Origin of the sequence: Vibrio diabolicus (assembly GCF_011801455.1) — a bacterium.
GTDB classification, from domain to species: Bacteria; Pseudomonadota; Gammaproteobacteria; order Enterobacterales; family Vibrionaceae; genus Vibrio; species Vibrio diabolicus.
In genome coordinates this window covers 240,163-266,356 of sequence record NZ_CP042451.1, presented here as the reverse complement: position 1 = coordinate 266,356, position 26,194 = coordinate 240,163, and the positions used below count along the sequence as shown (strand labels likewise).

General features: G+C 46.2%; 23 protein-coding genes. 13 read left to right on the top strand and 10 right to left on the bottom strand.

The genetic code is table 11. From position 1 onward, the window contains the following. Window positions 1-77: 77 nt before the first annotated feature. Complete coding sequence (locus FR741_RS01260) at window positions 78-1,481, bottom strand: SPFH domain-containing protein (protein ID WP_005395423.1); 1,404 nt, start codon at window positions 1,479-1,481, stop codon at window positions 78-80. Between the two features lie 265 nt (window positions 1,482-1,746). Continuing rightward, complete coding sequence (efp, locus tag FR741_RS01255; RefSeq protein WP_005395425.1) at window positions 1,747-2,313, bottom strand: elongation factor P; 567 nt, start codon at window positions 2,311-2,313, stop codon at window positions 1,747-1,749. Between the two features lie 32 nt (window positions 2,314-2,345). On the opposite strand from efp, the gene epmB reads away from it, so the two are divergent. Together epmB and FR741_RS01245 are read left to right on the top strand one after the other, a co-directional pair. Further along, complete coding sequence (gene epmB / locus FR741_RS01250; protein WP_005381502.1) at window positions 2,346-3,368, top strand: EF-P beta-lysylation protein EpmB; 1,023 nt, start codon at window positions 2,346-2,348, stop codon at window positions 3,366-3,368. Between the two features lie 95 nt (window positions 3,369-3,463). Then, complete coding sequence (locus tag FR741_RS01245) at window positions 3,464-3,961, top strand: MgtC/SapB family protein (protein WP_005395427.1); 498 nt, start codon at window positions 3,464-3,466, stop codon at window positions 3,959-3,961. Between the two features lie 100 nt (window positions 3,962-4,061). Here the strand turns inward: FR741_RS01245 and FR741_RS01240 are convergent, their stop codons facing one another. The 3 genes from FR741_RS01240 to FR741_RS01230 form a co-directional block, all read right to left on the bottom strand. Then, window positions 4,062-4,625: a VC2662 family protein gene (locus FR741_RS01240; protein ID WP_005395435.1), complete on the bottom strand. Its 564-nt coding sequence runs from the start codon at window positions 4,623-4,625 to the stop codon at window positions 4,062-4,064. A gap of 316 nt (window positions 4,626-4,941) precedes the next feature. Further along, complete coding sequence (groL, locus tag FR741_RS01235; protein ID WP_005381509.1) at window positions 4,942-6,588, bottom strand: chaperonin GroEL; 1,647 nt, start codon at window positions 6,586-6,588, stop codon at window positions 4,942-4,944. A gap of 77 nt (window positions 6,589-6,665) precedes the next feature. Next, window positions 6,666-6,956, bottom strand: a complete 291-nt coding sequence (locus tag FR741_RS01230) for a co-chaperone GroES (RefSeq protein WP_005381516.1) — start codon at window positions 6,954-6,956, stop codon at window positions 6,666-6,668. A 240-nt stretch (window positions 6,957-7,196) separates the two neighbouring features. On the opposite strand from FR741_RS01230, the gene FR741_RS01225 reads away from it, so the two are divergent. Beyond that, on the top strand, window positions 7,197-8,579 hold the full coding sequence (locus FR741_RS01225) for an MATE family efflux transporter (protein ID WP_167426168.1): 1,383 nt from the start codon (window positions 7,197-7,199) through the stop codon (window positions 8,577-8,579). Window positions 8,580-8,673: 94 nt separating this feature from the next. On the opposite strand, the gene pfkA is transcribed toward FR741_RS01225, so the two are convergent. The 3 genes from pfkA to FR741_RS01210 form a co-directional block, all read right to left on the bottom strand. Then, complete coding sequence (pfkA, locus tag FR741_RS01220) at window positions 8,674-9,636, bottom strand: 6-phosphofructokinase (protein ID WP_005397529.1); 963 nt, start codon at window positions 9,634-9,636, stop codon at window positions 8,674-8,676. A 284-nt stretch (window positions 9,637-9,920) separates the two neighbouring features. Further along, window positions 9,921-10,829: a CDF family cation-efflux transporter FieF gene (fieF, locus tag FR741_RS01215; protein ID WP_005397530.1), complete on the bottom strand. Its 909-nt coding sequence runs from the start codon at window positions 10,827-10,829 to the stop codon at window positions 9,921-9,923. Between the two features lie 111 nt (window positions 10,830-10,940). Then, window positions 10,941-11,453 (bottom strand): CpxP family protein, encoded by a 513-nt coding sequence (locus FR741_RS01210; protein WP_005397532.1) that lies wholly within the window; start codon window positions 11,451-11,453, stop codon window positions 10,941-10,943. Window positions 11,454-11,643: 190 nt separating this feature from the next. On the opposite strand from FR741_RS01210, the gene FR741_RS01205 reads away from it, so the two are divergent. From FR741_RS01205 to trmL, 4 genes are all read left to right on the top strand, one after another. Then, a complete protein-coding gene (locus tag FR741_RS01205; protein WP_005397534.1) occupies window positions 11,644-12,333 on the top strand; it encodes a response regulator in 690 nt (229 codons plus the stop codon). Beyond that, window positions 12,333-13,727 carry an envelope stress sensor histidine kinase CpxA gene (cpxA, locus tag FR741_RS01200; RefSeq protein ID WP_048626677.1) on the top strand — a complete coding sequence of 465 codons (1,395 nt, stop codon included), beginning with the start codon at window positions 12,333-12,335 and terminating at the stop codon, window positions 13,725-13,727. Before FR741_RS01205 ends, cpxA begins: the two co-directional genes overlap by 1 nt. A gap of 176 nt (window positions 13,728-13,903) precedes the next feature. Then, on the top strand, window positions 13,904-14,512 hold the full coding sequence (locus FR741_RS01195; RefSeq protein ID WP_167426167.1) for a superoxide dismutase: 609 nt from the start codon (window positions 13,904-13,906) through the stop codon (window positions 14,510-14,512). Between the two features lie 136 nt (window positions 14,513-14,648). Next, window positions 14,649-15,128: a tRNA (uridine(34)/cytosine(34)/5-carboxymethylaminomethyluridine(34)-2'-O)-methyltransferase TrmL gene (trmL, locus tag FR741_RS01190; protein WP_005382381.1), complete on the top strand. Its 480-nt coding sequence runs from the start codon at window positions 14,649-14,651 to the stop codon at window positions 15,126-15,128. Window positions 15,129-15,198: 70 nt separating this feature from the next. Here the strand turns inward: trmL and FR741_RS01185 are convergent, their stop codons facing one another. Beyond that, entirely contained in the window at window positions 15,199-15,717 is a 519-nt protein-coding gene (locus FR741_RS01185; RefSeq protein ID WP_053807754.1) for an FxsA family protein, read from the bottom strand. A 430-nt stretch (window positions 15,718-16,147) separates the two neighbouring features. Between FR741_RS01185 and aspA the strand changes: the two genes are divergently transcribed. The 4 genes from aspA to FR741_RS01165 all read left to right on the top strand — a co-directional run bounded on the left by aspA (window position 16,148) and on the right by FR741_RS01165 (window position 21,879). Beyond that, entirely contained in the window at window positions 16,148-17,599 is a 1,452-nt protein-coding gene (gene aspA / locus FR741_RS01180) for an aspartate ammonia-lyase (RefSeq protein WP_167426166.1), read from the top strand. Window positions 17,600-17,774: 175 nt separating this feature from the next. Continuing rightward, a complete protein-coding gene (locus tag FR741_RS01175) occupies window positions 17,775-19,082 on the top strand; it encodes an anaerobic C4-dicarboxylate transporter (RefSeq protein WP_005382378.1) in 1,308 nt (435 codons plus the stop codon). 161 nt (window positions 19,083-19,243) lie between these two features. Next, window positions 19,244-21,055 carry a protein-disulfide reductase DsbD gene (locus FR741_RS01170; protein ID WP_167426165.1) on the top strand — a complete coding sequence of 604 codons (1,812 nt, stop codon included), beginning with the start codon at window positions 19,244-19,246 and terminating at the stop codon, window positions 21,053-21,055. 194 nt (window positions 21,056-21,249) lie between these two features. Beyond that, window positions 21,250-21,879 carry a response regulator gene (locus tag FR741_RS01165; RefSeq protein WP_005397542.1) on the top strand — a complete coding sequence of 210 codons (630 nt, stop codon included), beginning with the start codon at window positions 21,250-21,252 and terminating at the stop codon, window positions 21,877-21,879. Between the two features lie 2 nt (window positions 21,880-21,881). Here the strand turns inward: FR741_RS01165 and FR741_RS01160 are convergent, their stop codons facing one another. Then, window positions 21,882-23,627, bottom strand: a complete 1,746-nt coding sequence (locus FR741_RS01160) for a potassium/proton antiporter (RefSeq protein ID WP_047010251.1) — start codon at window positions 23,625-23,627, stop codon at window positions 21,882-21,884. A 506-nt stretch (window positions 23,628-24,133) separates the two neighbouring features. Between FR741_RS01160 and FR741_RS01155 the strand changes: the two genes are divergently transcribed. Together FR741_RS01155 and FR741_RS01150 are read left to right on the top strand one after the other, a co-directional pair. Further along, entirely contained in the window at window positions 24,134-24,397 is a 264-nt protein-coding gene (locus tag FR741_RS01155) for a DUF4212 domain-containing protein (RefSeq protein ID WP_005397548.1), read from the top strand. A 12-nt stretch (window positions 24,398-24,409) separates the two neighbouring features. Beyond that, window positions 24,410-26,137: a sodium:solute symporter family protein gene (locus FR741_RS01150; protein ID WP_005397550.1), complete on the top strand. Its 1,728-nt coding sequence runs from the start codon at window positions 24,410-24,412 to the stop codon at window positions 26,135-26,137. Window positions 26,138-26,194: the final 57 nt, after the last annotated feature.

Here is a 26,194-nt window from a genome sequence, read left to right as displayed (position 1 = left end):
GCTCTATGCCAGCTTTTTTTATTGCTTTGGGTTACCCATGATCTTTTTGCTTTTTAAGCTTTTGACCACCCATGATCTTATTGCTGTATGACCTTCTTCGTTTGGTCCATAAGACCCAGGGCACCAAAGCCAGTAATCACATCTAGGTTTGTTTTCAAGCCCGTTTCTTCGCTACCACCAATGTAGTTTTGTGGCATCTGAACTTGGAAGTTTTGCAAGTTGTTGTACAACGAGTTCGCTACGTCTCGATTCAACTCTGCCAAATAAACTTCACGGTTTGCCCCTAACGCCGAGTACTTCGCTTTTAGGACCTCAGATTCTGCACGACCTTTCGCTAATATCGCTTTCGCTTCAAACTCAGCAGAAAGTGCGTTCGCCTTTTGAATGGCTAAGTTAGCCTCTGCGATAGCTAGCTCTTTCTCCTTCTCGACTTCAGCAAGTCGTTTGGTTTTTTCCACTTCAACGATTTCACGCTCTGCAATCTGACGTGCAACTTCCACTTCTTTTTGCTGAGCAATAATAGCGAGTTCTTTACCACGCTGAGCGTCTTGCACTTCACGTGTTCGTTGAATCTCTTTGCGTAACTGCTCGGTCTCCGCCTGTGCTTTCGACGTTTCTTGTTCCTGAATCGCGCGAATACGATCCGCCACTAAACGCTTTTTATCCGCCAATAGCTGATCTAACTGCTTTTCTGGCTGTGGATCACCAATGGTCACCTGCGTCACTTGAATGCCGTATTGTTGTAACGGGTTGTCTTGACGAATTGGTTGCCCGGTTTTATCTACAACTGGCACCGTTTTCCAAACCAGTTGATTGGTACGCTGTAGTTGGTTCGCATTGGCCTGATTCGCCCCAACAGGCGCAAGATCCAACTCTTCCACTTCAACCTGACGTCGCTCTGTTAGATAAATCCCCTCTCGCAACTGATCGCCAAGTTTCGATTTGAACTGGTTCAAACCACCTTGGAAAAACTCTTCACCCGTGTATTGGGTTGCAGTAATCACCGTCACGTTACGTGCGTTCTTTACAAGCAACGCATCAATCAAGTTACTATTGTTGCGGAACTCTTTGTGCATCTTCTTCACCGCTTCAGGGTCATTACTGAGCTTAAAGCGGAATGTTACGGGGATCTGACCAATGTAGGTGTCGGCAAATCGAACCTGAATCGCATCAAGACGTTGATAAAAATCTTCGCCCTTGCTGTTACCGAATGACACAGTGATCACTTGGTCATACTTGGTGATTTTGGACAGAAATGGCATGCGAAAATGAATGCCAGGTTCAGTAAACACATCCAACTCACCTGTGATATTGTTCTGATGCACGTAGCTGTAACCTGCATCGGTCATCAGCACAGAGCTATTAATCGTTAAGCCTATTGCCAACAGCGGTACGCCAAACACCGCAGCTTTCAATCCTTTGTGTAGTAACTGACGTCTTTCTTCCACCTTTAAACCCCTTCCTAAGCCTCTGCTTTCCATTTTGTTCTCCTTTTTGGATTGTTACTGAGTTAAATCGATAAAAATCAGATTGCTATGCAACTCAACAACAAGAACTAATGTATCAAAATGTTACATTAAGGAATAATCGACAGATTCATGAAATAAATAAGATTTTTACGAATAATACAAAATCATCGAAAATTTGCGGAGGATATCGATTTTCTATGCAGGAACATTCAAGAGAGAATTACAGGCAATAAAAAAGGCCGCCGAAGCGACCTTTCAAACAATCAATCTAAAGTACTTACTTCACACGGCCTACGTATTCAGCCGTACGAGTATCAACGCGAATCACTTCACCAATTGAGATGAACAGAGGAACACGAACAACAGCGCCAGTTGATAGCGTAGCTGGTTTACCACCAGTACCTTGAGTATCACCTTTCAGGCCTGGATCTGTGTCTACCACTTCTAGCTCAACGAAGTTTGGTGGAGTAACAGTAATTGGGTTACCGTTCCAAAGAGTGATCATACAAGTGTTGTTTTCTACCAACCACTTAGCGTTGTCACCTACCGCTTTTGCGTCTGCTGCGATCTGTTCAAACGTTTCACTGTTCATAAAGTGGTAGAATTCGCCGTCTGAATATAGATAATCTAGGTCGATATCCATTACGTCTGCCACTTCACAAGTGTCACCAGACTTGAATGTTTTCTCTAGCACTTTACCAGAAAGAAGTTTACGAATTTTAACGCGGTTGAACGCTTGGCCTTTACCTGGTTTAACGTATTCGTTTTCCAGAATTACACAAGGCTCGTTATCAAGCATTAACTTAAGACCGCCTTTAAATTCATTGGTGCTAACTGTAGCCATTTTTTCCTCTTACATTCTTAGAGCTAAATTCAATGCCGCACATAATAACCCGAAAAGTCGAATCTGTTGAGCAAAACTGGCTCAAACAGTTGGCGAATGGGATCTCTGATCCTGCAAAATTGCTCGAAATACTGGAAATAGATCCTTCACCGTGGCAAGACGGGTTTGCCGCGCGCAAGCTGTTTGCACAGCGTGTACCGCAAAGTTTTGTCGATAGGATGGAGAAAGGCAACCCTAAAGACCCTCTTTTACGTCAGGTTTTACCATTAAGTGATGAATTTGAAGTACATCCGGGCTATTCCAACGATCCGTTAGAAGAGCAGGATAATGAAGTCCCTGGTCTGCTACACAAGTATCGCAACCGCGCCTTAATGATCGTCAAAGGTGGCTGCGCGGTAAATTGCCGTTACTGTTTTCGTCGTCACTTCCCATATCAAGAAAATAAAAGCGGCAAGCAGGCATGGACAAAGTGCTTAGAATACATGGCGCAGCAACCAGAGTTGAACGAAGTCATCTTCTCAGGTGGTGATCCATTAATGGCAAAAGACGATGAAATTCATTGGCTTTTAGAGCATATTGCTCACATACCTCACATCAAACGTCTGCGTATTCATAGCCGTTTACCTGTGGTGATTCCCGCTCGCGTCACTGATGAACTATGCCAACTGCTGCAAGCATCAAGGTTACAAATCATCCTCGTGACTCACATCAACCATGCCAACGAAATCAATGACGAATTTGCTGAACAGATGTTCAAGCTCAAAAGAGCAGGCGTTACGCTTCTAAACCAAGGCGTTCTGCTGAAAGGCGTGAATGATTCGGTAGAAGCTCAAGTGGCGTTAAGTGAAGCCTTATTTGACGCGGGTATCTTGCCTTATTACCTCCACGTTCTTGATAAGGTGCAAGGCGCGGCGCACTACTTTATTTCGGACGAAGAAGCAAAAGCCATTATGCGCGGACTCATCACGCGTGTATCGGGTTACCTGGTACCAAAACTGACACGAGAAATTGGTGGCAGGCCAAGTAAAACGCCATTGGATTTGCATTTAGAATAGGTCCTGACGCTCAATTAAATTTGTCGTCACGACCGTTCCTTTTTGTTCGCTTTGCACGGTAAGTCTATGCATACTCCGCTCTTTTGGAGGTCAAGATGCATACAGCACTCGAACAAATTTTCGATCTTGGCCCATTCAGCTGGCCTGCCCTACTATGCTGCGCCATTAATGGGCTAATGATCGGTATCGAACGCCAAACTCGTGGTAAACCTGTTGGCATTCGCACGGCAATTCTTATTATTTCAGGCACTTACCTGTTTATGTCGATGGCAGTATCGTTATCGCCAAATACACTCGATCAAGCACGCGTGCTTGGTCAGATTATTACTGGCGTCGGCTTCTTAGGTGCAGGGGTGATGATGACACTCGATGGAAAAATCCACGGCGTAACATCCGCAGCGGTTATTTGGGTACTGGCAGGATTAGGGTTGATGATCGGTTTGGGTTATTTAACGCAGTCGGTGGTCATTACCCTACTGGCTTTAACGGTGTTACTGGGCGTGGATAAAGCAGAAAACCACATCAAAGCATTGCGCCGAGGGGTTCACCAAAGAATTCAACAACGCAAAACCTCATCCCGCTTAATTAAATAGTTAACGCGCCGGTAAACTCGCTTCACCCCATCAGTAATTAAAAAGCCCTCGACGAATATCGAGGGCTTTCGGTATCTAAAGATTCTGACTTGCTCAGGGATTATTTAGCGAAGTTGATGAGTGGGAAACACTTGAAGAAACCGTTATCCGCACAGTTCAAAAGACCAATTTGTACGCCATCAATTTGATCGGTCATGTTGAAGAAACCAAACTGGAAGTTAGACTTTTTAGAGATACTCGCTAAGCCCACATCCGCCATAGTGTAGCCTTCAGAATAGTTCACCGCGCTCCAGTTCAAGCCTTTTACATTGTTCGTAATGTTGACAGCACCCAAGTTAACACCCGTCGTCTGCCCTTGGTTCCAGTTAACTAAGCCTAAAGACGCACCTTTCATTTCTTGGTTTACCTTTGCTGCACCAAAAAACAGACCGAAGTTCACACCTGTCGTACGATCCGTTTCTGACATACCAAGCAGTGAAAAGTCGACACCTTTAACCTCATTCACCTGTCCATGCAACACGGCTAAACGAACACCACCAACCGACGAGTTAGAAGGTGCGTTTGTGTTGTCGATAGTAGAGAACATCACAGGTGTACTGTCAGCAAGAGCAACTGGTGATGCGATAGCGGCTGCAACCGCCAATGACGTCATAAGCTTTTTCATTTTCATCTCCATGATGGGAAGCAACAATTTACAACATAGTGTAATGTTCAGATTTTGCGCTATCCACGTTCAAAAAGTGTTAGCGGTAGGTCAGATTTAACCATCTGACTCAAAAGAAAAAATTTTATCGCTTCTATTTTCATGTTTTTCCACTGACATTTCTTGAACTCGCCTCTCACAATCGAAGCCACATCAGAATGCTATATTTCTCGGATAACGCGCATAAAAAAGTCGAGGCAAATGCCTCGACTTTTAAAGGTTTGGTCGGTTATCTTTCCGCTATAAGGATTCCCTTAGAGCGAAGAGATAAGCTGGCTTACATCATGCCGCCCATACCGCCCATACCGCCCATGCCACCCATGTCAGGCATCGCTGGTGCGTCTTTTTGCGGTAGGTCAGTAACCATTGCTTCAGTCGTGATCATCAGACCCGCAACCGATGCTGCGAACTGTAGCGCAGAACGAGTTACTTTCGTTGGGTCTAGGATACCCATTTCTAGCATGTCGCCGTATTCGCCTGTTGCCGCGTTGTAACCGTAAGAGCCTTCACCCGCTTTCACGTTGTTCGCAACCACTGAATCTTCCTCACCTGCGTTCTTCGTGATTTGACGGATTGGCGCTTCCATTGCACGTAGTGCAACGCGGATACCAACGTTTTGCTCTTCGTTGTCACCCGTTAGGTGAGCAATCTTAGATGCCGCGCGGATAAGTGCAACACCACCACCAGCAACAACACCTTCTTCAACCGCTGCACGAGTTGCGGCTAGCGCATCTTCTACACGGTCTTTCTTCTCTTTCATTTCAACTTCAGTTGCTGCACCAACTTTGATTACTGCAACACCGCCAGCCAGTTTCGCTACGCGCTCTTGTAGTTTCTCTTTGTCGTAGTCTGAAGTTGCGTCTTCGATTTGTTGACGAATTTGAGCTACGCGGCCAGAGATCATCTCTTCTTCACCGATACCATCGATGATAGTCGTGTTTTCTTTCGTGATAGAAACACGCTTCGCTTGACCTAGATCTTCTAGTGCTACTTTTTCAAGCTCTAGACCGATTTCTTCAGAAATCACAGTACCGCCAGTTAGGATAGCGATGTCTTGTAGCATTGCTTTACGACGGTCACCGAAGCCAGGTGCTTTCACTGCTGCAACTTTCACGATGCCACGCATGTTGTTGACAACCAATGTTGCTAGCGCTTCGCCTTCTACATCTTCTGCGATGATAAGCAGTGGACGAGACGCTTTCGCTACAGCTTCTAGCGTTGGAAGAAGTTCACGAATGTTTGAGATCTTCTTATCAACTAGAAGGATGAATGGGTTTTCTAGATCAACACTGCCTGACTCTTGGTTGTTGATGAAGTAAGGAGATAGGTAACCGCGGTCGAACTGCATACCTTCTACTACGTCTAGCTCATCTTGTAGCGCCTGACCTTCTTCAACAGTGATAACGCCATCACGGCCCACACGCTCCATTGCTTCAGCAATGATGTTACCTACGCTTGCGTCTGAGTTTGCAGAGATAGTACCAACCTGTGCGATCGCTTTCGTGTCGTTACATTCAACAGAAAGCTCTTTTAGTTGCTCTACTGCTGCTGCTACTGCTTTGTCGATACCGCGCTTAAGGTCCATTGGGTTCATACCCGCTGCGACTGCTTTTAGACCTTCGTTTACGATAGATTGTGCTAGTACTGTTGCTGTTGTTGTACCGTCACCTGCCGCGTCGTTTGCTTTAGACGCAACTTCTTTAACCATTTGTGCGCCCATGTTCTGGAATTTATCTTCCAGTTCAATTTCACGCGCTACTGATACACCATCTTTCGTGATAGTCGGTGCACCAAAAGATTTGTCTAGAACGACATTACGTCCTTTAGGACCCAGTGTTACTTTTACTGCGTCAGCCAGAACGTTTACACCTTCTAGCATTTTAACTCGTGCGTCATTACCAAATTTAACGTCTTTAGCAGCCATCTTTGATTTCCTTTCTAAAATTCTTTGTGTGTAATTTCGTAATTGAATCTGAGCAAAAAATTACTCAATGATTGCTATTATTCAACGATCGCCATGATGTCGTTTTCAGACATGACAAGCACTTCTTTACCGTCGATTTTTTCAGTTTTTGTACCGTAACCTTCAGCGAAGATAACAGTATCACCAACTTTAACGTCCAGCGGCAGTACTGTGCCGTTTTCTAGGATGCGGCCTTTACCCACAGCTAGAACAACACCGCGAGTTGATTTTTCTGCAGCAGAACCAGTCAGAACGATGCCACCAGCAGACTTAGATTCAACTTCTTTACGTTCAACGATAACTCGGTCATGTAATGGACGAATGTTCATCGGTCGTCTCTCCTGAAAATTTCCATGTTTATTTGATAATTGTCCTTAGGGACTGTAGCCCCAGACACGTGATCCCTATATAAGGGGTCGAAGCAGCGATCCCAAGGGGGTGGCACAAAAATTTTGTGACTTAGTTAAAATAACGAACAACTAAGCAACGGTTTGCGTTCGAAATGCTCACTCGCCCAGCATCTCGCTTTCTTGTATCCTTGCAGTTTGCTCACCACATAGTTGTCATACATGCAGGAAAATAACAAGCTGGAACCCCAAGCGACCGATAAGCATGGTTTGTTGACCGCACCTATTCCTGAAACGCTGCGGAAAATGACCGTCCCCATGACCATGGGCATGATCGCGATTTTGATGTTTAACTTGGTGGACACGTTTTTTATCTCGTTGCTTGGTACTCAAGCGCTAGCGGCGATCAGCTATACCTTCCCTGTAACCTTTGCGGTTAACTGCATCACGATGGGAATAGGGATGGGTCTATCGACCAATATTGGTCGCTTACTTGGACAAGGTCACGCCCCACAAGCCGCTCGGTTTACCACTCACGGTTTGTTATTAGCGGTGTCACTCGTGGCTATCGCCTCTTCGATTGGCTTTGCCACCATTGCACCACTGTTCCGCTTTCTTGGCGCAGCCGACGACCTAATTCCACTCATCGAAGAGTACATGCAGGTGTGGTATCTCACCATTCCATTGTTGGTGATCCCAATGGCGGGCAATAGCGCGATACGAGCATCTGGGGATACAAAAACACCCGCCAAAATCATGATGTTGGCGGGCTTGATTAACGGCATGCTCGATCCACTACTGATCTTCGGACTTGGCCCATTCCCCGAGCTTGGCATCCAAGGTGCGGCAATAGCCAGTGCTTTTAGCTGGTTAGGTGCACTATGTGGCTCATTCTATGTGCTAGTTAAACGCGAAAAGTTGCTCGCTCAACCCCAATGGTCCTTGCTGAAACAAGATTGGCAGCAAACGTTAAAAATCGGCACTCCTGCCGCACTGTCGAACGCGATGAATCCATTGTCCGGTGCCATTCTGATGATGCTGTTATCCAACCACGGTACAGCAGCGGTTGCGGCTTACGGTGCGGCGCAGCGTATTGAGTCTATTTTGATCCTAGTCTTGATGTCGCTGACCTCCGCACTCACGCCATTTATGGCGCAGAACTTAGGGGCGAAAAATCCTCAGCGCGCTTTCTCTGGTTTGTTTCTCAGCATGCGTTTTGCAGTGGTGTTCCAAGGGTTTATCTTCTTGATGATGGTGCCATTGAGCATTCCTTTAGCGGCGTTATTTTCACAAGAAGAAACAGTAAAGAATCTACTTTGGCACTATCTACTCGTGGTTCCATTTAGCTATGGTTTCCAAGGTATTGTGATGATGTTAATCAGTGGTTTGAATGCGATGCACAAGCCGCTACGCGCTTTCCAATGGAGCTTCATGCGCCTGTTTGTGTTTACGCTGCCTGCTGCATGGGTTGGCAGCCAAGTGTACAGCATTGAAGGCTTGTTCATCGGTATTGCGCTGGGTAACACACTAGGTGGGCTGCTGGGTTACATGTTCGCGTTGCGCGAACGTAAATTGACGCTCATTGAACAGAGCAGCGCTTCGTAAGATTTTGTCCGATGCGTCAGCTTCCTTTTGCTAATACTCAAATACAAAAAAACCGCGGAAAGCCGCGGTTTTTCTTTATCTATTTCAAACTTGCTTAGAACAGTTCTTCAGCAACTTTGTATAGATCGTTGCGTACTGGACGCTTCATGTTTTCGATCGCGTCGATGATGTCGTGGTGAACAAGTTGCTCTTTCACGATACCTACACAGCGACCACCATGACCTTCGATCAATAGGTGAACAGCGTAGTTACCCATGCGAGATGCTAGAACGCGGTCAAATGCCGTTGGACGACCACCACGTTGGATGTGACCAAGTACTGTTGCACGAGTTTCACGACCTGTCGCCGCTTCGATGTCACGAGCCAGTTCATTGGCATCCATCATTAGCTCAGTCAACGCGATGATTGCGTGTTTCTTACCTTTTGCAATGCCGTCTTGGATATTGCTGATCAGCTTGTCTTTGTCTAGGCCAGTTTCTGGAGTGATGATGTACTCACAACCACCCGCGATTGCAGACATCAGAGTTAGGTCACCACAGTGACGACCCATGATTTCTACAATTGAAATACGTTGGTGAGATGAAGAAGTATCACGTAGACGGTCGATTGCATCGATAACTGTGTTTAGTGCACTTAGGTAGCCCACTGTGTAGTCAGTACCAGCGATATCGTTGTCGATTGTGCCTGGAAGACCGATACATGGGTAACCCATTTCAGTCAGTTTCTTCGCACCCATGTACGAACCGTCACCACCGATCACGACTAGCGCATCAATACCATGTTTTTTCAGGTTCTCAATCGCTTTTTCACGCACTTCCACTTCTTTGAATTCAGGGAAACGTGCAGAACCTAGGAACGTACCACCTTTGTTGATCACATCTGAAACGCTAGAACGATCTAGCTTCTCGATGCGGCCTTCGTATAGGCCTAGGTAGCCGTCGTACACACCGAATACTTCCAATCCCTCGGATAGTGCTGTACGTACTACGCCGCGTATCGCCGCGTTCATACCAGGTGCGTCACCGCCACTTGTTAAAACACCGATCTTCTTAATCATGCTCACCCTCGATCTTTGGCAATCAATTATTTAATTTTCTTTTAGGCCCCTTGTTACCAAGCAACCTGCATAATCCAGAACTGTGCGTTATGTTACATTTCCTCTACAGGATTACCAATGAAAACGCACTTTTTTATGTAACTTTTCTACTTATGTAAGAGTATTACAGTTTCTCTATGAAACTTTGTTGATTCACATCAGGATCACGAATCTTAATAAGTATTGATGGAAAGATAGTCAATAAGTGCCTGTTTGTCGTCAGGCACTTATGGATTTTTCGAGCCCTACCAATCTTGCGCTTTTTGCTCTTTCTCTGGCCCAAAAACGACAGACAATGGATCTTGATGGATCAAAACATCCGCATCAGGAAACAAAGCTAAAAGGTTTTCCTCAACTTTATCGGCAATATAGTGCGCTTCGATTAAACGTAAGTTATCGTCTAGCTCCAAGTGCAACTGAATAAAGCGTGTCGGCCCTGACATGCGGGTGCGCAGTTGATGAACCCCAAGAACCCCTTTCACATTCAAACATTCATTACGGATTTGCTCCAATTCGGAATCCGGTAGCTTTCGGTCTAATAACGTCTGAATCGCTTCGCTGACCATTTTGAAGGCGCTGTAAAGAATGAAGACACCAATGCCAATCGCAAACACCGCATCCGCTTGCGTCACGCCAAAGTAGCTGAGTCCCAGAGCCACCATGATCGCAGCGTTCATATACAAATCAGTCTGATAATGCAGAGAATCCGCCGCGATTGCTTGGCTCCCTGTCACGCGTACCACATGTTTTTGGAACATCACCAAGCCAAGTGTGACCACAATCGCAAACAGCGATACATAAACACCGAGCTCCGGCGCATGTAGTGCGTGCGGACGGAAAAATCGGTCAATCCCGTTCAGGATCAAAAATACCGCCGACCCCGAAATAAACATAGCCTGAGCCAAGGCCGCTAAAGACTCAGCTTTACCATGCCCAAACGTATGTTCGCGGTCTGCTGGTTGTAAGGCATAACGGACAACAACGAGATTTACCACCGACGCGGCGATATCCAACATTGAGTCGATAAGTGATGCCAATAGGCTAACTGAGCCGGTTACCCACCACGTGATGACTTTTACAATCAAGAGAAGAGTCGCCACAATAGTTGCAGTCCAAGCTGCGGTCGTCACTAAACGTGCATATTGCTGTTTCATAATCAAAGAGTTAACTCAAACCATACGTTGAGTATATTGAATGCCCATGAAATAACCAGATCAAAAAGAGGCAACCAATGGCTGCCTCTTTATATAACATCAATTCATGACTTAATTATTGCGGTATTTTTCCATGCGCTTATGCATTCTGTCGCCACACTCTTGCATGCGTTCATTTTGCAACTTCACAAACTCTGCTTTTTGTTCTGGCGTTAATACGCTCAGCATTTGGTGCTTTCTTTCTAGCATTTGCACACGGTGCTCAGTTTGGCGCTCAACCATTTCTTTTGCTAATGCGGTCGCTTGCGCTTCATCAAAACTATCCGCTAGTAAGAGTGACTGCATTTTTGCGTGGTGTGCTTGTCGCTCAGCCATACGAGCTTCGCGATTTTCAGAATATTTGCCTTTCATCTGTGCGCGGTTTGCTTCACGGAAAGACTTAAGCTGATCTTTTTGAGCATCCGTCAAATTCAAATCACGCATAATGCCGCGGTCCATTCCCATGCCACATTCATCACGCGGGCCTTGATGATGGTTTTTACCACCGTAAGCGAATGCGCTTGCTGCGCCGAGAGTAAGAGGTAGAACAACAGCAGCTAACACAAGTTTTTTTGCAGATTTCATAATTTGATTCCTTACACAGGTGAGTGATTCTTCTGAGCTGTTCTCACAGCGCTTGAGTATAGAATACGACCCACTAGGTAAAGCGACGTATAGGGAGCGTAAAGAATCGTAAAGAGTGATTTTTACCCTCTTCGCAGCACATCATTCCAATGTAATATTAAGCTATCGGTAACTTACTATAGGTGCCCCCATGGCAAACATTCTTTTAATTGATGACGATATCGAGCTAACCAGCTTATTAAAAGAAGTACTCAGTTTCGAAGGATTTGACGTCAGCGAAGCAAATGATGGCGAAGCAGGCTTAGCTGCGGTCAATGATAAGATTGATTTGATTTTGTTGGATGTCATGATGCCGAAGCTAAATGGCATGGAAACCCTTAAACGCTTGCGTGAAAACTGGGAAACTCCTGTCTTGATGCTGACCGCTAAAGGGGAAGAAATTGACCGCGTGATCGGTTTAGAGCTAGGCGCGGATGATTATTTACCGAAACCTTTTAGCGACCGTGAACTGTTAGCACGTATTCGTGCGATCTTACGCCGTACCAGCAGCACACAGAAAAACACCAAAAACAGCGATTGCATTGAGTATCAAGAGCTCCGTCTTTACCCAGGTAAACAAGAAGCATACTGCGATCAACAGTTGCTCGATCTCACAGCAACCGAGTTTGCTCTGTTGACCCACTTTGTGCAAAACCCAGGACAAGTGCTAACTAAAGAGACATTGAGCCTAGATGTGCTTGGTAAACGACTCGCCGCTTTTGATCGCGCGATCGATATGCATGTTTCGAACTTACGTAAAAAATTACCAGATCAGAGCAATGGCAAGCCGCGAATCAAAACCCTGCGTGGTCGTGGCTATATGCTGCTTGAGGAGGATTAATGCGCCTATCACGCATCAAACTGCCAAACATCAATAGCTTGTATGGACGCATCTTTGCCATTTTTTGGTTCACTATGTTATTGGTGTTGATAGCCGTGCTATCACTGCCACATTTGGACCCTCGCAAAGCTCGCGACATTCCAGAAGAGCACTATAAACGTATGGTAGAAACGCGTGACGCAATCCAACAAAAATACAGCCAGCAAACTGATTTAGGTCGAATACTATTTCGTATCGAGGGTAACCGTCACGGTAAGCATGACCCTCGTCCGCGCGTATTTTTTTCTGACTACAGCGGTAATGTTCTTACGACAGAAAAACGCAGTAACTTCCAATTGCGTGCCATGCAAAACTTTGTCACCAGTATCGAAGATTACAACCAGCCAAAGCAGAAACTGTATGGTCGATACATGATTGCAGGTCCAATCCCAATTACTTTGGCTGGCTCCGATATCTTGATGTATGTGGGCTTCAAGTGGAATGAGCCACCACCACTACTCTTGCGTCTGTTTGATCACCCATTCCAGCTATTGCTCGCGGTCATGCTGGTTAGTACACCACTGTTGTTATGGCTTGCCTGGGCACTGAGTCAGCCAGCGCGCCGTCTTGAAGCCGCCGCTCAACGTGTCGCGAAAGGCGAATTTGTCACAGACCCAAATTTAGAAAAAGGCACGGCAGAGTTTCGTCAGGCTGGCAGCAGCTTCAACCAGATGGTCGAGGCGGTCAATCAGATGATTTCAGGACAACAACGCCTGCTATCCGACATCTCTCACGAGTTACGCTCACCTTTAACTCGCCTACGCATGGCGAGTGCATTAGCGACGCGTAAGCAGGGTGAAAGCCCAGAACTGACTCGTATCGATACCGAAGCGCAGCGCTTGGAACAGATGATCAGCGAATTGCTTGAACTGTCTCGCATGCAGGCGAACAGCCATATGACTCGCGAAACGCAGCCACTGGAAAGTTTGTGGGAAGAGATCATTAAAGATGCGCAGTTTGAAGCTGAGCAAATGGGCAAGCACCTACACTATTCTGAACTGCCAAAACGAAGTATCTCCGGCAATCCTAAATTGCTGATGAGTGCGGTGGAAAACATCGTTCGTAACGCCATTTATTACGGGAAAGATGAGGTGAAAATCGACATCAAGGCCGATGATGATACGCTGCATATAACGGTTGATGACAATGGCGAGGGCGTTCCAGAAGAAGAATTAGCCGCGATTTTTCGTCCGTTTTATCGTGTTTCAACGGCCCGCGATCGCCACTCCGGCGGCACGGGTCTCGGCCTAACCATTACCGAAAGTGCCATCCGCCAGCACAGTGGAACGATCGTCGCCAGTCGAAGTCCGTTAGGCGGATTGCGCATGAGTATCACCTTACCTATCAATCGTTAACTTCAAGCCGATGAGCTAACAGTAAGCCACACCCTATTTCTAGAGTGAGAGATTCACGGCTTCATCTTCACTTTAGAAATTGGGTGGGAACGCCTTCGAATACCCTTACAAAGATCAAAGTTGATAATAATTATCGTTAGCATTAAAGTGAATTTTCCAATTAAGGAGGATTTACTATGTCACATACATTTCCCGCTCTGCCTTATCCGTACGATTCACTAGAGCCGTACATCGACGCGAAAACCATGGAAGTGCATTACAGCAAACATCACAAGACTTATTTCGATAAGTTCGTAAGTGCCGTTGAAGGGAGCGAGCTCGAAACTCAGTCATTAGACGAGATCTTTGACAATATCTCTAAGCTCAGCCCTGCAGTGCGTAATAATGGCGGCGGCTACTACAACCACATCATTTATTGGAATTGCATGTCTCCAAACGGTGGCGGTGAGCCTCAAGGCGCACTTGCTCAGGCAATTAACGATAAATTTGGTAGCTTTGCGCAATTTAAAGAAGCGTTTGCCCAAGCCGCGATTAATACCTTTGGGTCTGGCTTTGCATGGCTGATCGTAAAAGATGGTGAGATTCACATTACGTCCACCAGCAATCAAGATAACCCTCTGATGGACGTAGTGGATATACGCGGCGAGCCAATTCTCGCTCTTGACGTGTGGGAGCACGCGTATTACATCAGCTACCAAAACCGTCGTCCAGAATACATTGACGCATGGTGGAACGTCGTCAACTGGCGAGCGGTTGAAGAAAATTACGCTCACGCTCTATTATAAAGAGCATCGATACTTACGGTATTAACGTCCGCGCTAATGCCTGCTTTCATACCCAGGTCAATCTTGCTGAATCTCGCATATCTTGCTGACTTGGGTATATACTGCCCCTCTATTTGACCAACTCTATTTCAATACCATGTTTGATATCGCTTTATACGAACCAGAAATCGCGCCGAACACCGGCAACATCATTCGACTTTGTGCCAACTGCGGTGCAAACCTTCACTTAATTGAACCTCTAGGTTTCGATCTTGAAGAGAAGAAAGTCCGCCGCGCTGGTTTGGATTACCATGATTTAGCTCGCGTAACGCGTCATAAGAACTATCAAGCATTCTTAGAATATTTAGAGAAAGAGAAACAAGGTAACTACCGATTGTTTGCCTGCACCACCAAAACCACAGGTCACCACGTTGATGCACAATACCAAGCAGGTGACGTATTGATGTTTGGTCCAGAAACTCGTGGCTTGCCTGCTGAAATCATCGATAGCTTGCCAATGGAGCAGCGTATCCGCATTCCAATGATGCCAGATGCGCGCAGCCTAAACCTTTCGAACGCCGTTGCGATCATTGCTTTTGAAGCATGGCGTCAAATGGGGTTTGAAGGCGCGTTGTAAGCACCACGAATTCCAAACACAAAAAAGGGCGCTTAGTGCGCCCTTTTGTTTTCTTTACTCTCTGACTCAATCAGTTGAGCTTGTTGCGATCATCATCGTCTTTACGCTCGTATTCCCCTTCAAAGGTATTGCCATCATCTGACTGGGAATTAAATGGGTCACGGCGGAACGGGTCTTGCTCAAATGGCCCTTGGTTAGAGAAACCACCTTGGAAGCCACCACCATGCATGGTTTTCACCACCATTTTACTCATCAAGTATTTGGCAATCGCGGCGCGTGGCGCAGGAAGCAACACCAGCATACCAAGAGCATCGGTCATAAAGCCCGGTGTTAACAGCAGCACGCCAGCCACCGCTAGCATTACACCTTCAAAAATTTGCTGGGCTGGGATTTCACCTTGTTCCAGACGCCCCTGCACCGACATCAGAGTTTGGATGCCTTGGCTGCGCACCAACGATGCACCGACAAATGCCGTGATTAATACTAATGCGATAGTCGGCCATAAACCTAAAAAGCCGCCCACCTGAATAAATAAGCCGATTTCAATGATCGGGACAAAAATAAACGCCAATAATAAGATAGGAAACACACGCCCTCCTTTGTTTAATTCAGTGTAATGGTAAAAGCGGACTAAGCTCAAACGAATCGTTGTAAAAAAGCGTGTTCATACTGGTCTCTTCCTACGCAGAAAAAGTGGTAGTGGAGTGTTTCATTCAATTGCATACCGATTTTTTCGTGCTTTTAAAGTGCTAATTTCGAACTCTAAAAACCCATGTTTGTCGAGGAAAATCGAGTACCCATAAAGGGTTATTAATAACCCGTTCATACTTTGCAAATTATTGACTCATGAAAAACGAAAAAGGTGATCTAGTTACTATTTTTATGCGCTAGGTGCAGTATCATGTGCCACATAAGTCAGGACGGATTTTCCAGCCAAAAATTCTGATGAATGGATTCTAGATTGCAGAAATGGCTAATAAATAACTTTATTATCAGAATTATCATCTAAGGATCCTGCTATGGCTACCCTATCTGATGCTCCAAAAACAGCAAACCCAGCCACTCGTATTGAAGAAGATCTATTAGGTCAACGTCATGTCCCTGCAGATGCGTACTACGGTATTCATACGCTACGTGCGATCGAGAACTTCAACATCTCTAATATGACCATCTCTGACGTACCAGAATTTGTACGCGGTATGGTAATGACCAAAAAAGCAGCGGCGTTGGCAAACAAAGAACTTGGTGCGATTCCAAAAGACGTTGCAAACTACATCATCGAAGCGTGTGATTTGATCCTAGAAACTGGCAAGTGCATGGATCAGTTCCCATCAGACGTATTCCAAGGTGGTGCGGGCACTTCAGTGAACATGAACACGAACGAAGTGATCGCAAACGTTGCGCTTGAGCTAATGGGTAAAGAGAAAGGTCAATACGAATTTGTTAACCCAAATGACCACGTAAACAAGAGCCAATCAACCAACTGTGCGTACCCAACGGGTTTCCGTATCGCGGTTTACAACAGCGTACACAAACTAATGGAAGCAATTGAGTACCTAAAAGGCGCATTCGAACTTAAAGCAATTGAGTTTAAAGATGTACTGAAAATGGGTCGTACTCAGCTACAAGACGCGGTACCAATGACTGTAGGTCAAGAGTTCCACGCTTGGGCAGTAACACTAAACGAAGAGATTCGTGCTCTAGATTACACCTCTAAACTACTCCTAGAAATCAACCTAGGCGCAACCGCAATCGGTACAGGTCTAAATACACCGACTGGCTACCAAGCTCTTGCAGTAAAACACCTAGCGGAAGCAACAGGTCTTGACGTTGTTGCGGCAGAAGACCTTATCGAAGCGACTTCTGACTGTGGCGCATACGTAATGACGCACAGTGCACTAAAACGTCTAGCGGTGAAACTATCGAAGATCTGTAACGACCTTCGTCTACTTTCTTCTGGCCCTCGCGCAGGTCTAAATGAGTTGAACCTACCTGAAATGCAAGCAGGTTCTTCAATCATGCCAGCAAAAGTAAACCCAGTTATCCCAGAAGTAGTAAACCAAGTTTGCTTTAAAGTTCTAGGTAACGACAACACGGTTTCTTTCGCAGCAGAAGGCGGTCAGCTACAGCTAAACGTAATGGAACCAGTTATCGCACAAAGCATGTTTGAGTCTATCTCTCTACTACACAATGCGTGTGTGAACCTACGTGATAAATGTATCGACGGCATCACAGTCAATAAAGAGACTTGTGAAAACTACGTTTACAACTCAATCGGTATCGTCACTTACCTAAACCCATACATCGGCCACCACGAAGGTGACATCGTAGGTAAGATTTGTGCGGAAACCGGTAAGAGTGTTCGCGAAGTTGTGCTAGAGCGCGGTCTGCTAACCGCAGAAGAGCTTGATGAAATCTTGTCAGTAGAAAACTTCATGCATCCAACTTACAAAGCGAAACGCTACGAGTAATAACTAATTCGAAGGGGGCCACTCAGGCCCCTTTTTTAGGCTCTCATACGGTTAACCACATTTTTTATATGCTTTTATTGCCATTAGGCCACTGGGTTCTAATTCTCTGAGCATTTACTCCTGTTCCTGAGTGTTCAAAAAATCAGAATCAAATAAAAACTAAAGAGGTATCAATATGGTCATGGTCGAACTCTTCGTGGTTCTGCTCTTCATCTATTTGGGGGCTAGAATCGGCGGTATCGGCATTGGTTTTGCCGGTGGTGCTGGGGTCATTGCGTTGTCTTTGATCTTGGGCGTACCAACAAGCCAAGCTTACATTCCCGTTGACGTAATTTTAATCATCATGTCGGTCATCACGGCCATCGCAGCAATGCAAGTGGCTGGTGGTTTAGACTGGATGGTGCAAGTTGCTGAAAACTTTTTGCGCAAGCATCCTGAGCGCATCACCTTTTATGCGCCTATCGTAACTTACCTAATGACATTAATGGCGGGTACTGGCCACACGGCATTCTCTACGTTGCCAGTAATTGCAGAAGTCGCGAAAGGTCAAGGTGTGCGCCCTTCTCGTCCTCTGTCTATTGCGGTTGTCGCATCGCAAATCGCGATCACTGCCTCGCCAATCTCAGCGGCTGTTGTAGCGTTTGCGGCAATGCTGCACCCATTTGGCGTTGACTACCTAACACTACTAGCAATCTGTATCCCAACCACGTTCATCGCGTGCATGATCGGTGCGTTCGTGGCGAACTTCATGGGCTGTGAGCTAAAAGACGATGCTGAATACCAAGAGCGTCTAGAAAAAGGCTTAATCAAGCTAAATACAGAAGCAAAACGCGAAATCCTACCAACAGCGAAGAAAGCGACGTTCATCTTCCTAGGCGCAATCGCATTCGTAGTGTGTTACGCAGCAGCAATTTCTGGCTCTGTTGGCCTTATCGAGAACCCTGCTCTAGGTCGTAACGAAGCTATCATGACGGTAATGCTAGCAGCCGCGGCAGCTATCGTAATGAGCTGTAAAATCGACGCTGGCAAAATTCCAGCCGCAGCAACATTCCGCTCTGGTATGACAGCGTGTGTGTGTGTTCTTGGTGTGGCATGGTTAGGTTCTACGTTCGTTAACGCGCACGTTGACGGCATCAAAGAAGTCGCTGGAGCACTACTAGCAGACTACCCATGGATGCTAGCGCTTGTTCTATTCTTCGCGTCTATGCTGCTTTACTCGCAAGGTGCAACCACGGTTGCGCTGATGCCAGCAGCACTTGCTATCGGTGTGGCACCACTAACCGCCGTTGCATCTTTCGCAGCAGTAAGTGCGCTATTCGTACTGCCAACTTACCCAACGCTTCTAGCAGCGGTTGAGATGGACGACACGGGTTCAACGCGTATCGGTAAGTACGTATTCAACCACCCATTCTTTGTACCTGGTGTGGTAACCATTGCTTCTGCGGTAGCACTTGGCTTCGCATTCGGTGGTCTACTGATCTAGTAGAAACAGAGTCTTACTCGGGGAGCTTCGGCTCCCTTTTTTATTGCCTGTTGTCTTGATTTATGCTCAATAAATCTTCATTTTCATGAAACTTATTGACTCGCCTCCGGGTCTGATTGAGTTACACTAACAGCAATTATCTAAGATGAATTGACTCTTTTATGCGCGCATTACTTTCCGTTTTACTCTTAGGGCTCATTACCTTTTCCACTCCGTCTTTAGCTTTGTTTGGCAAAGACCAGTTTACCAATAGCCAGAACAACAGTTTTGGTAGCAGCAGCGACAGCTTTGTTCCGGTCGATCAGGCATTTCCGTTTAATTTCTACCAGCAAGACGACAAATTGATGCTCGATTGGCAGGTACGCGATGGTTATTACCTGTATCAAGAGCGTTTATCTGTGTCTGGTGAGAACATCTCACTGGGCGAACTGCAAATGGAAAACGGCACGCCACATAAAGATGAATTCTTTGGTGATGTGCATATCTATACCACACCACTATTTGTCAATATCCCACTGAGTAATTGGCAAGAGGGCGCGCGCGTCCTTGTGCAATATCAAGGCTGTGCGAAAGCGGGCTTCTGCTACCCACCAGAAACACGTGAGATTCCAATCAGCGCGTTTTCTTCATCCAATTCCGACACCGTAGCACCGACTGCCAAGGCACCAGCGACAGAACAAGCACAGCCAACAACAAAATCAACCACCACTTCAGTACCAGTCAGTGAGCAAGATAGCTTAGCCGCGAATCTAGCCGACAAGTGGTGGACGCCGTTGTTGTTTTTGGCACTTGGTGTGGGTCTAGCATTTACCCCTTGTGTACTGCCGATGTATCCCATTCTCACCAGCATCGTGCTTGGTAGCGGCAAACTGAGCCAACGTCGTGCGCTTGGTTTGTCCTTTGTTTACGTACAAGGCATGGCACTAACTTACACGCTGCTCGGCCTTGTAGTGGCGTCTGCGGGCATGCAGTTCCAAGCGGCGATGCAACACCCTTATGTGCTGATTGGTTTAAGTGTACTGTTCATCGCATTAGCTATGTCGATGTTTGGTCTGTACTCATTGCAGTTACCAAGCAGCGTGCAAACGTGGCTGAATAACTTAAGTAACAAGCAGCAAGGTGGTAGCAGTGCAGGCGTGTTTGCAATGGGGGCAATATCTGGCTTGGTTTGTTCTCCGTGTACTACCGCCCCACTCTCTGGTGCGCTGCTTTACGTCGCACAAAGTGGCGACTTACTCACTGGTGGGGTCGCCCTTTACGCGCTAGCGATGGGCATGGGTATTCCGTTGATCCTTGTAGCGGTATTTGGCAACAAGTTGCTACCAAAAGCCGGCGGTTGGATGGACCGCGTGAAAACGCTGTTCGGCTTTATTCTGCTTGCTGCGCCTATCTTCTTGTTGGAACGTATCATGCCAGAAATATGGTCAACAATTCTGTGGTCAACACTGGGCATCGCTGCCTTTGGTTGGCTGTATCATGTGAAAAACAGCTTGGAGTTTGGTGGCTGGAAACAAAGCGCCGTTGGCATCATGGCCGTATTGGGTTTGCTCGCGTCAGCACAGCCAGTATTAAATTACTGGTTTGGTAATAACGCAACGCAAGCTCAACAAACTTCCGTAAGCTTTACACGCATTGCCAATGTTGCAGAGTTGGAAGAACAACTAGCGCTAGCCAAAACAGCTGGCAAACCTGTGATGCTCGACTTCTACGCCGATTGGTGTGTGGCGTGTAAAGAGTTTGAGAAGTACACCTTCCATGATCCAAGCGTCGAAGCCAAGCTAAAAGACTTTGTTCTTTTGCAAGCTGATGTAACCAAGAACCAAGTGCAAGATATTGAGTTACTCAAACACATGAACGTACTTGGCTTGCCAACCATCGAGTTCTGGGATGCGAGTGGCGAACACATTTCAAACGCGCGTTTAACCGGCTTTATGCAAGCCGAGCCTTTCTTAGAGCACATCCAACAATTCTGATCACCAGATATTCAAACGCCAGTGATGACCACTGGCGTTTTTTATTACCCAGATTTGAATGAGAAAATTGCGCTTATATGCAATTTTCCTAATAAAAGTCGATTTGGTTCAGACTTTTAGCGAATAAATATTGTCCACTCTCTCAAAGCTGGACAATAATAAATTTAACGAAATAGTCAAAAGTGTTTAACGTCATGGATTCGACCTACACCATCATCATTGCAGATGATCACCCACTCTTCCGTAATGCCTTGTTTCAATCTATCCACATGGCAATCAGTGGGGCAAATTTGCTGGAAGCGGACTCACTCGACGCACTGCTGGCTTTGTTAGAGCGAGAAGAAGAGCCAGATTTGGTGCTATTGGATCTCAAAATGCCAGGAGCAAATGGTATGTCTGGCTTGATTCACTTGCGAGCAGAACACCCAGACTTACCAATCGTCGTCGTCTCGGCTAGTGAAGAGCCAGCGATCGTGACACAAGTGAAAAGCCATGGTGCGTTTGGTTTTATTCCTAAATCGAGCGATATGCGCGAATTGGTGAATGCGCTCAATCAAGTGCTCAATGGCGACCCGTATTTTCCTGAAGGGCTGATCACCAATAACGCGGCATGTAATGACTTAGCGGAGAAGATTGCCGCGCTAACGCCACAGCAATATAAGGTGTTGGGGATGTTGTCAGATGGCTTACTGAACAAACAAATCGCCTACGAATTGAATGTTTCAGAAGCCACCATCAAAGCGCATATGACGGCGATTTTCCGCAAGCTCGGCGTAAAAAACCGCACACAAGCCGTCATCATGCTAACGGAGATGAACGACTAGACTCACTCCTCGTCAGCGAGCAGGCTTTGCTCGCTTGGCAAACGAATACCTACTTTGGTGACTTGTTGGTCAACGACATCGGCAATGATCCATTGCAAGCCTTGCCACTCGAATTGGTCCCCTAACACTGGTGTACTCCCCAATTGTTCTTCTACAAGGTTTCTTAAGCTTTTATCGAGTGATTCATCGCCCAAGTTCAGGCCATACATCATCGCAATATCGGCAAGGTTCACTTCAATATCTAGGAAGAAATCACCAAAGAATCGTGCCAATGACGCTTTCTCAGGCGCTTCACTAAATAGCAAGCTCAGGGCATCCAAATCCTTTTCTTGCGCCAACACACACAAGGTATCGTCTTCTTCGAGGCGCGTACTACCTGACGGATGCAATAACGCTTTATTGCGAAATACTGCGGCGATGCGCGTTCCATCCGGCATCGAAAGACTACGCAATGGTTCACCAATACACCATTTATCCGCTTTAAGCTTATAGATAAACAGTTCCCACTCACTAGTTGGGTAAATCTCCACACCTGTGCGTGAAATTGGCTCAGGTTTAGAAGGTAGCTCTACCTTCGCCAGAGACATCGCTTTAGTCAATGTGCCACCTTGTACAATCAAAGAGACCATTACCACGAAAAACGCCAAATTGAAGTACAACTGCGCATCTGGCAATCCTGCCATCATTGGAAATACCGCCAGAATAATTGGGACAGCACCGCGCAAGCCCACCCAAGAAACAAACCACTTTTCACGTGGTGTGAAACTCTTGAATGGCAGTAAACCGATCCAAACCGAGATTGGACGGGCAAATAAAATCATCCCAAAGGCCAGCGCCAAACCAGGCAACGCAATAGAGAGCAAGTTGGAAGGCGTAACCAATAAACCAAGCACGAGGAACATACCGATTTGAGCTAGCCACGTCATGCCATCTAGCACATGAAGAATGGAATGGCGGCTGCGTGTTGGACGATTACCTAGCAGTAAACCAACCAGATAAATTGACAGAATACCGCTGCCACCTAATGCATTAGATAAAGCGAAAATCAGCAAGCCACCACTGACGGTTAAAATCGAATATAAGCCATCCGGCAGTTGATTACGATTGATGACCTTCCACAAAATCCAGCCACCAGCAAAACCGAGTAAAGCGCCAATACCAAACTGCTTAAGAAAACTGAGCGCCAAAAAGCCCACACTCAAATCTGCATCTGGGTTCGCTAAAATAGCAATCAGAGTAACAGTCAGAAACACCGCCATAGGATCATTGGTGCCGGATTCAATTTCCAGCGTTGAGCCAACACGTTCGTTAAGACTACGACCTTTGAGTAGAGAAAAAACCGCGGCAGCATCTGTGGAGCCGACAATCGCACCAACTAATATACCTTGCAGCAAGTCTAAGTCGAATAACCACGTTGCCATCAGCCCGGTCAAAATAGTGGTGATCGCAACCCCAAACGTTGCCAAGGACACCGAAGGCCATAACGCCACCCTAAAGCTGGCAACCCGTGTTCTCATACCACCATCGAGCAAAATGATGGCTAATGCGAGGTTACTGACCAAGTAAGCGATCGAAAAATTATCAAATAAAATACCGCCTAAACCGTCTTCCCCCGCCAGCATTCCAACGGCTAAAAATACCAAAAGAATTGGGATTCCCAACTTAGAGGAAACTGGGCTTAAAAGAACGCTAAGTGCGATTAACAACGCACCTATAAGAAAAAAACTGTTAATGGTGTCTGCGTCCATTCTCACCCTCCCTTAATGAAAAACGATATGCTTGTGATGAGCTAAGGCGACTTCGTTAATAAGTTAATGCCTTAATCTGCCTCCTCCTTAAACCGTCCCAAAGCGCGAGGTTGTACGAGAATGACTCAGTTATATTACTTTATTGTGCGCTAAAACGGTGATTTGGTACGAAAACTTTATGTAAATAAATTACTTGTGAATTTTTCACTGATTGATAAAAAGAAGAACGCAGAATGTTTCTGTTAAGGATCGCTAAAATCAATGAAGAAAAAATTAATCACGTCTCTTATTCGTGCTTTTTATCATTTCTCTCCTTAGACCTTTGGCTAATTTAACAGCTTTTTAACATTAATAAATAACCCTAACTTCTCTCTAAGCGACCATATCACGGGAGTTTTTTATTTTTTATACCCCGACTAAAGTTGAAAAGAGTTCTTGCCAACACCTTGCTAATGTACATGTTGAAACATTTTTTTAACAACAATACCAATCGTAAGGAGACGGCAATGGCATTTGAAAGCGAAGAAAGAGCCAAAGCCTATTGGGACAAAAACGTGAAGCTCATGATTGGCCTTATGGTCATCTGGTTCGTAGTGTCTTTCGGCTGCGGCATTTTATTTGTCGACGTACTTAATCAATTTCAATTAGGTGGATACAAACTTGGTTTCTGGTTTGCTCAGCAAGGCTCCATCTACACCTTCCTAGGTATTATTTTCTATTACGCATGGAAGATGCGCCAAATCGACCGTGAATTCGGCGTAGATGAGTAAGGAGTAACTCAGATGGATTTGAAAACTATTACCTACCTGGTTGTTGGTGCAACCTTCGTCCTCTACATCGGTATTGCGATCTGGGCGCGTGCGGGGTCAACCAAAGAGTTCTATGTCGCAGGTGGCGGGGTAAACCCAATCGCTAACGGTATGGCAACCGCTGCTGACTGGATGTCGGCGGCATCGTTCATCTCAATGGCAGGCCTAATTGCCTTTATGGGTTACGGCGGCTCCGTATTCCTAATGGGTTGGACGGGCGGTTACGTACTGCTTGCGCTGTTACTCGCCCCTTATCTACGTAAGTTTGGTAAGTTTACGGTGCCAGAGTTTGTTGGTGAACGCTTCTACTCGAACACGGCACGTATCGTGGCGGTTATCTGTCTTATCATCGCATCGGTCACTTATGTTATCGGCCAGATGAAAGGCGTTGGCGTTGCCTTCGGTCGCTTCCTAGAAGTTGATTACTCAACAGGCCTACTGATTGGCATGTGTATCGTATTCATGTACGCAGTACTTGGCGGCATGAAAGGCATCACTTACACGCAGATTGCTCAATATTGCGTACTCATTCTTGCTTACACTATCCCTGCAATCTTTATCTCTCTGCAACTTACAGGTAACCCGCTACCTCAGATTGGCCTCGGGAGTACCATTCAAGGCACCGATGTTTATCTGCTCGATAGGCTCGACCAAGTGGTGACCGAACTCGGCTTTAGTGAGTACACCACACAGGTTCGCGGTAGCACACTAAACATGTTCGTTTACACCATGTCATTGATGATCGGTACTGCAGGTCTACCACACGTTATCATCCGTTTCTTTACGGTACCTAAGGTACGTGATGCGCGTACTTCTGCTGGCTGGGCACTTGTGTTCATCGCGATTCTATACACAACAGCGCCAGCAGTTTCAGCAATGGCTCGTCTAAACCTAATGGATACCGTTAACCCTGCGCCTGGTCAGCACCTTGCGTATGATGAGCGCCCTGATTGGTTCAAAAACTGGGAAACAACAGGTCTATTAGGCTTTGATGATAAGAATGGCGATGGCCTGATCGAGTACACCTCAAACCCTGATACCAATGAGTTGCGAGTTGACCGTGACATCATGGTACTAGCAAACCCAGAAATCGCTAAGCTACCAAACTGGGTCATTGCACTCGTAGCCGCTGGTGGCCTCGCTGCAGCGCTATCCACAGCAGCGGGTCTGTTGCTTGCTATTTCGTCGGCGATTTCCCATGACTTAATTAAAGGGGTTATAAATCCGAACATATCCGAGAAGAAGGAGCTGCTTGCCAGCCGAATCTCGATGGCGGTGGCAATCGCAGCCGCAGGCTATCTCGGATTGAATCCTCCTGGCTTTGCAGCTGGTACGGTGGCGCTCGCCTTTGGTCTTGCTGCGTCATCCATCTTCCCTGCGTTGATGATGGGTATCTTCAGCAAAGGTATCAATAAAGAAGGCGCAATCGCCGGTATGATTGCCGGTATCAGTATCACACTGTTCTACGTATTCCAGCACAAAGGCATCCTATTCGTTGCTGACTGGAAATATCTAGAAAGCTGGGGAACCAACTGGTTCCTAGGTATTGAGCCAAACGCGTTTGGTGCTATCGGCGCCCTATTTAACTTCATCGTGGCATTCGCGGTATCGAAAGTTACAGCGGAAACACCTCAAGAAGTTAAAGATCTTGTTGAACACGTTCGTGTCCCTGTTGGTGCAGGCGATGCCGTGGATCACTAAAATATAACGCAAGCCACAAAAGCCCCACTTGGGGCTTTTTTATTCATCTAACTTATT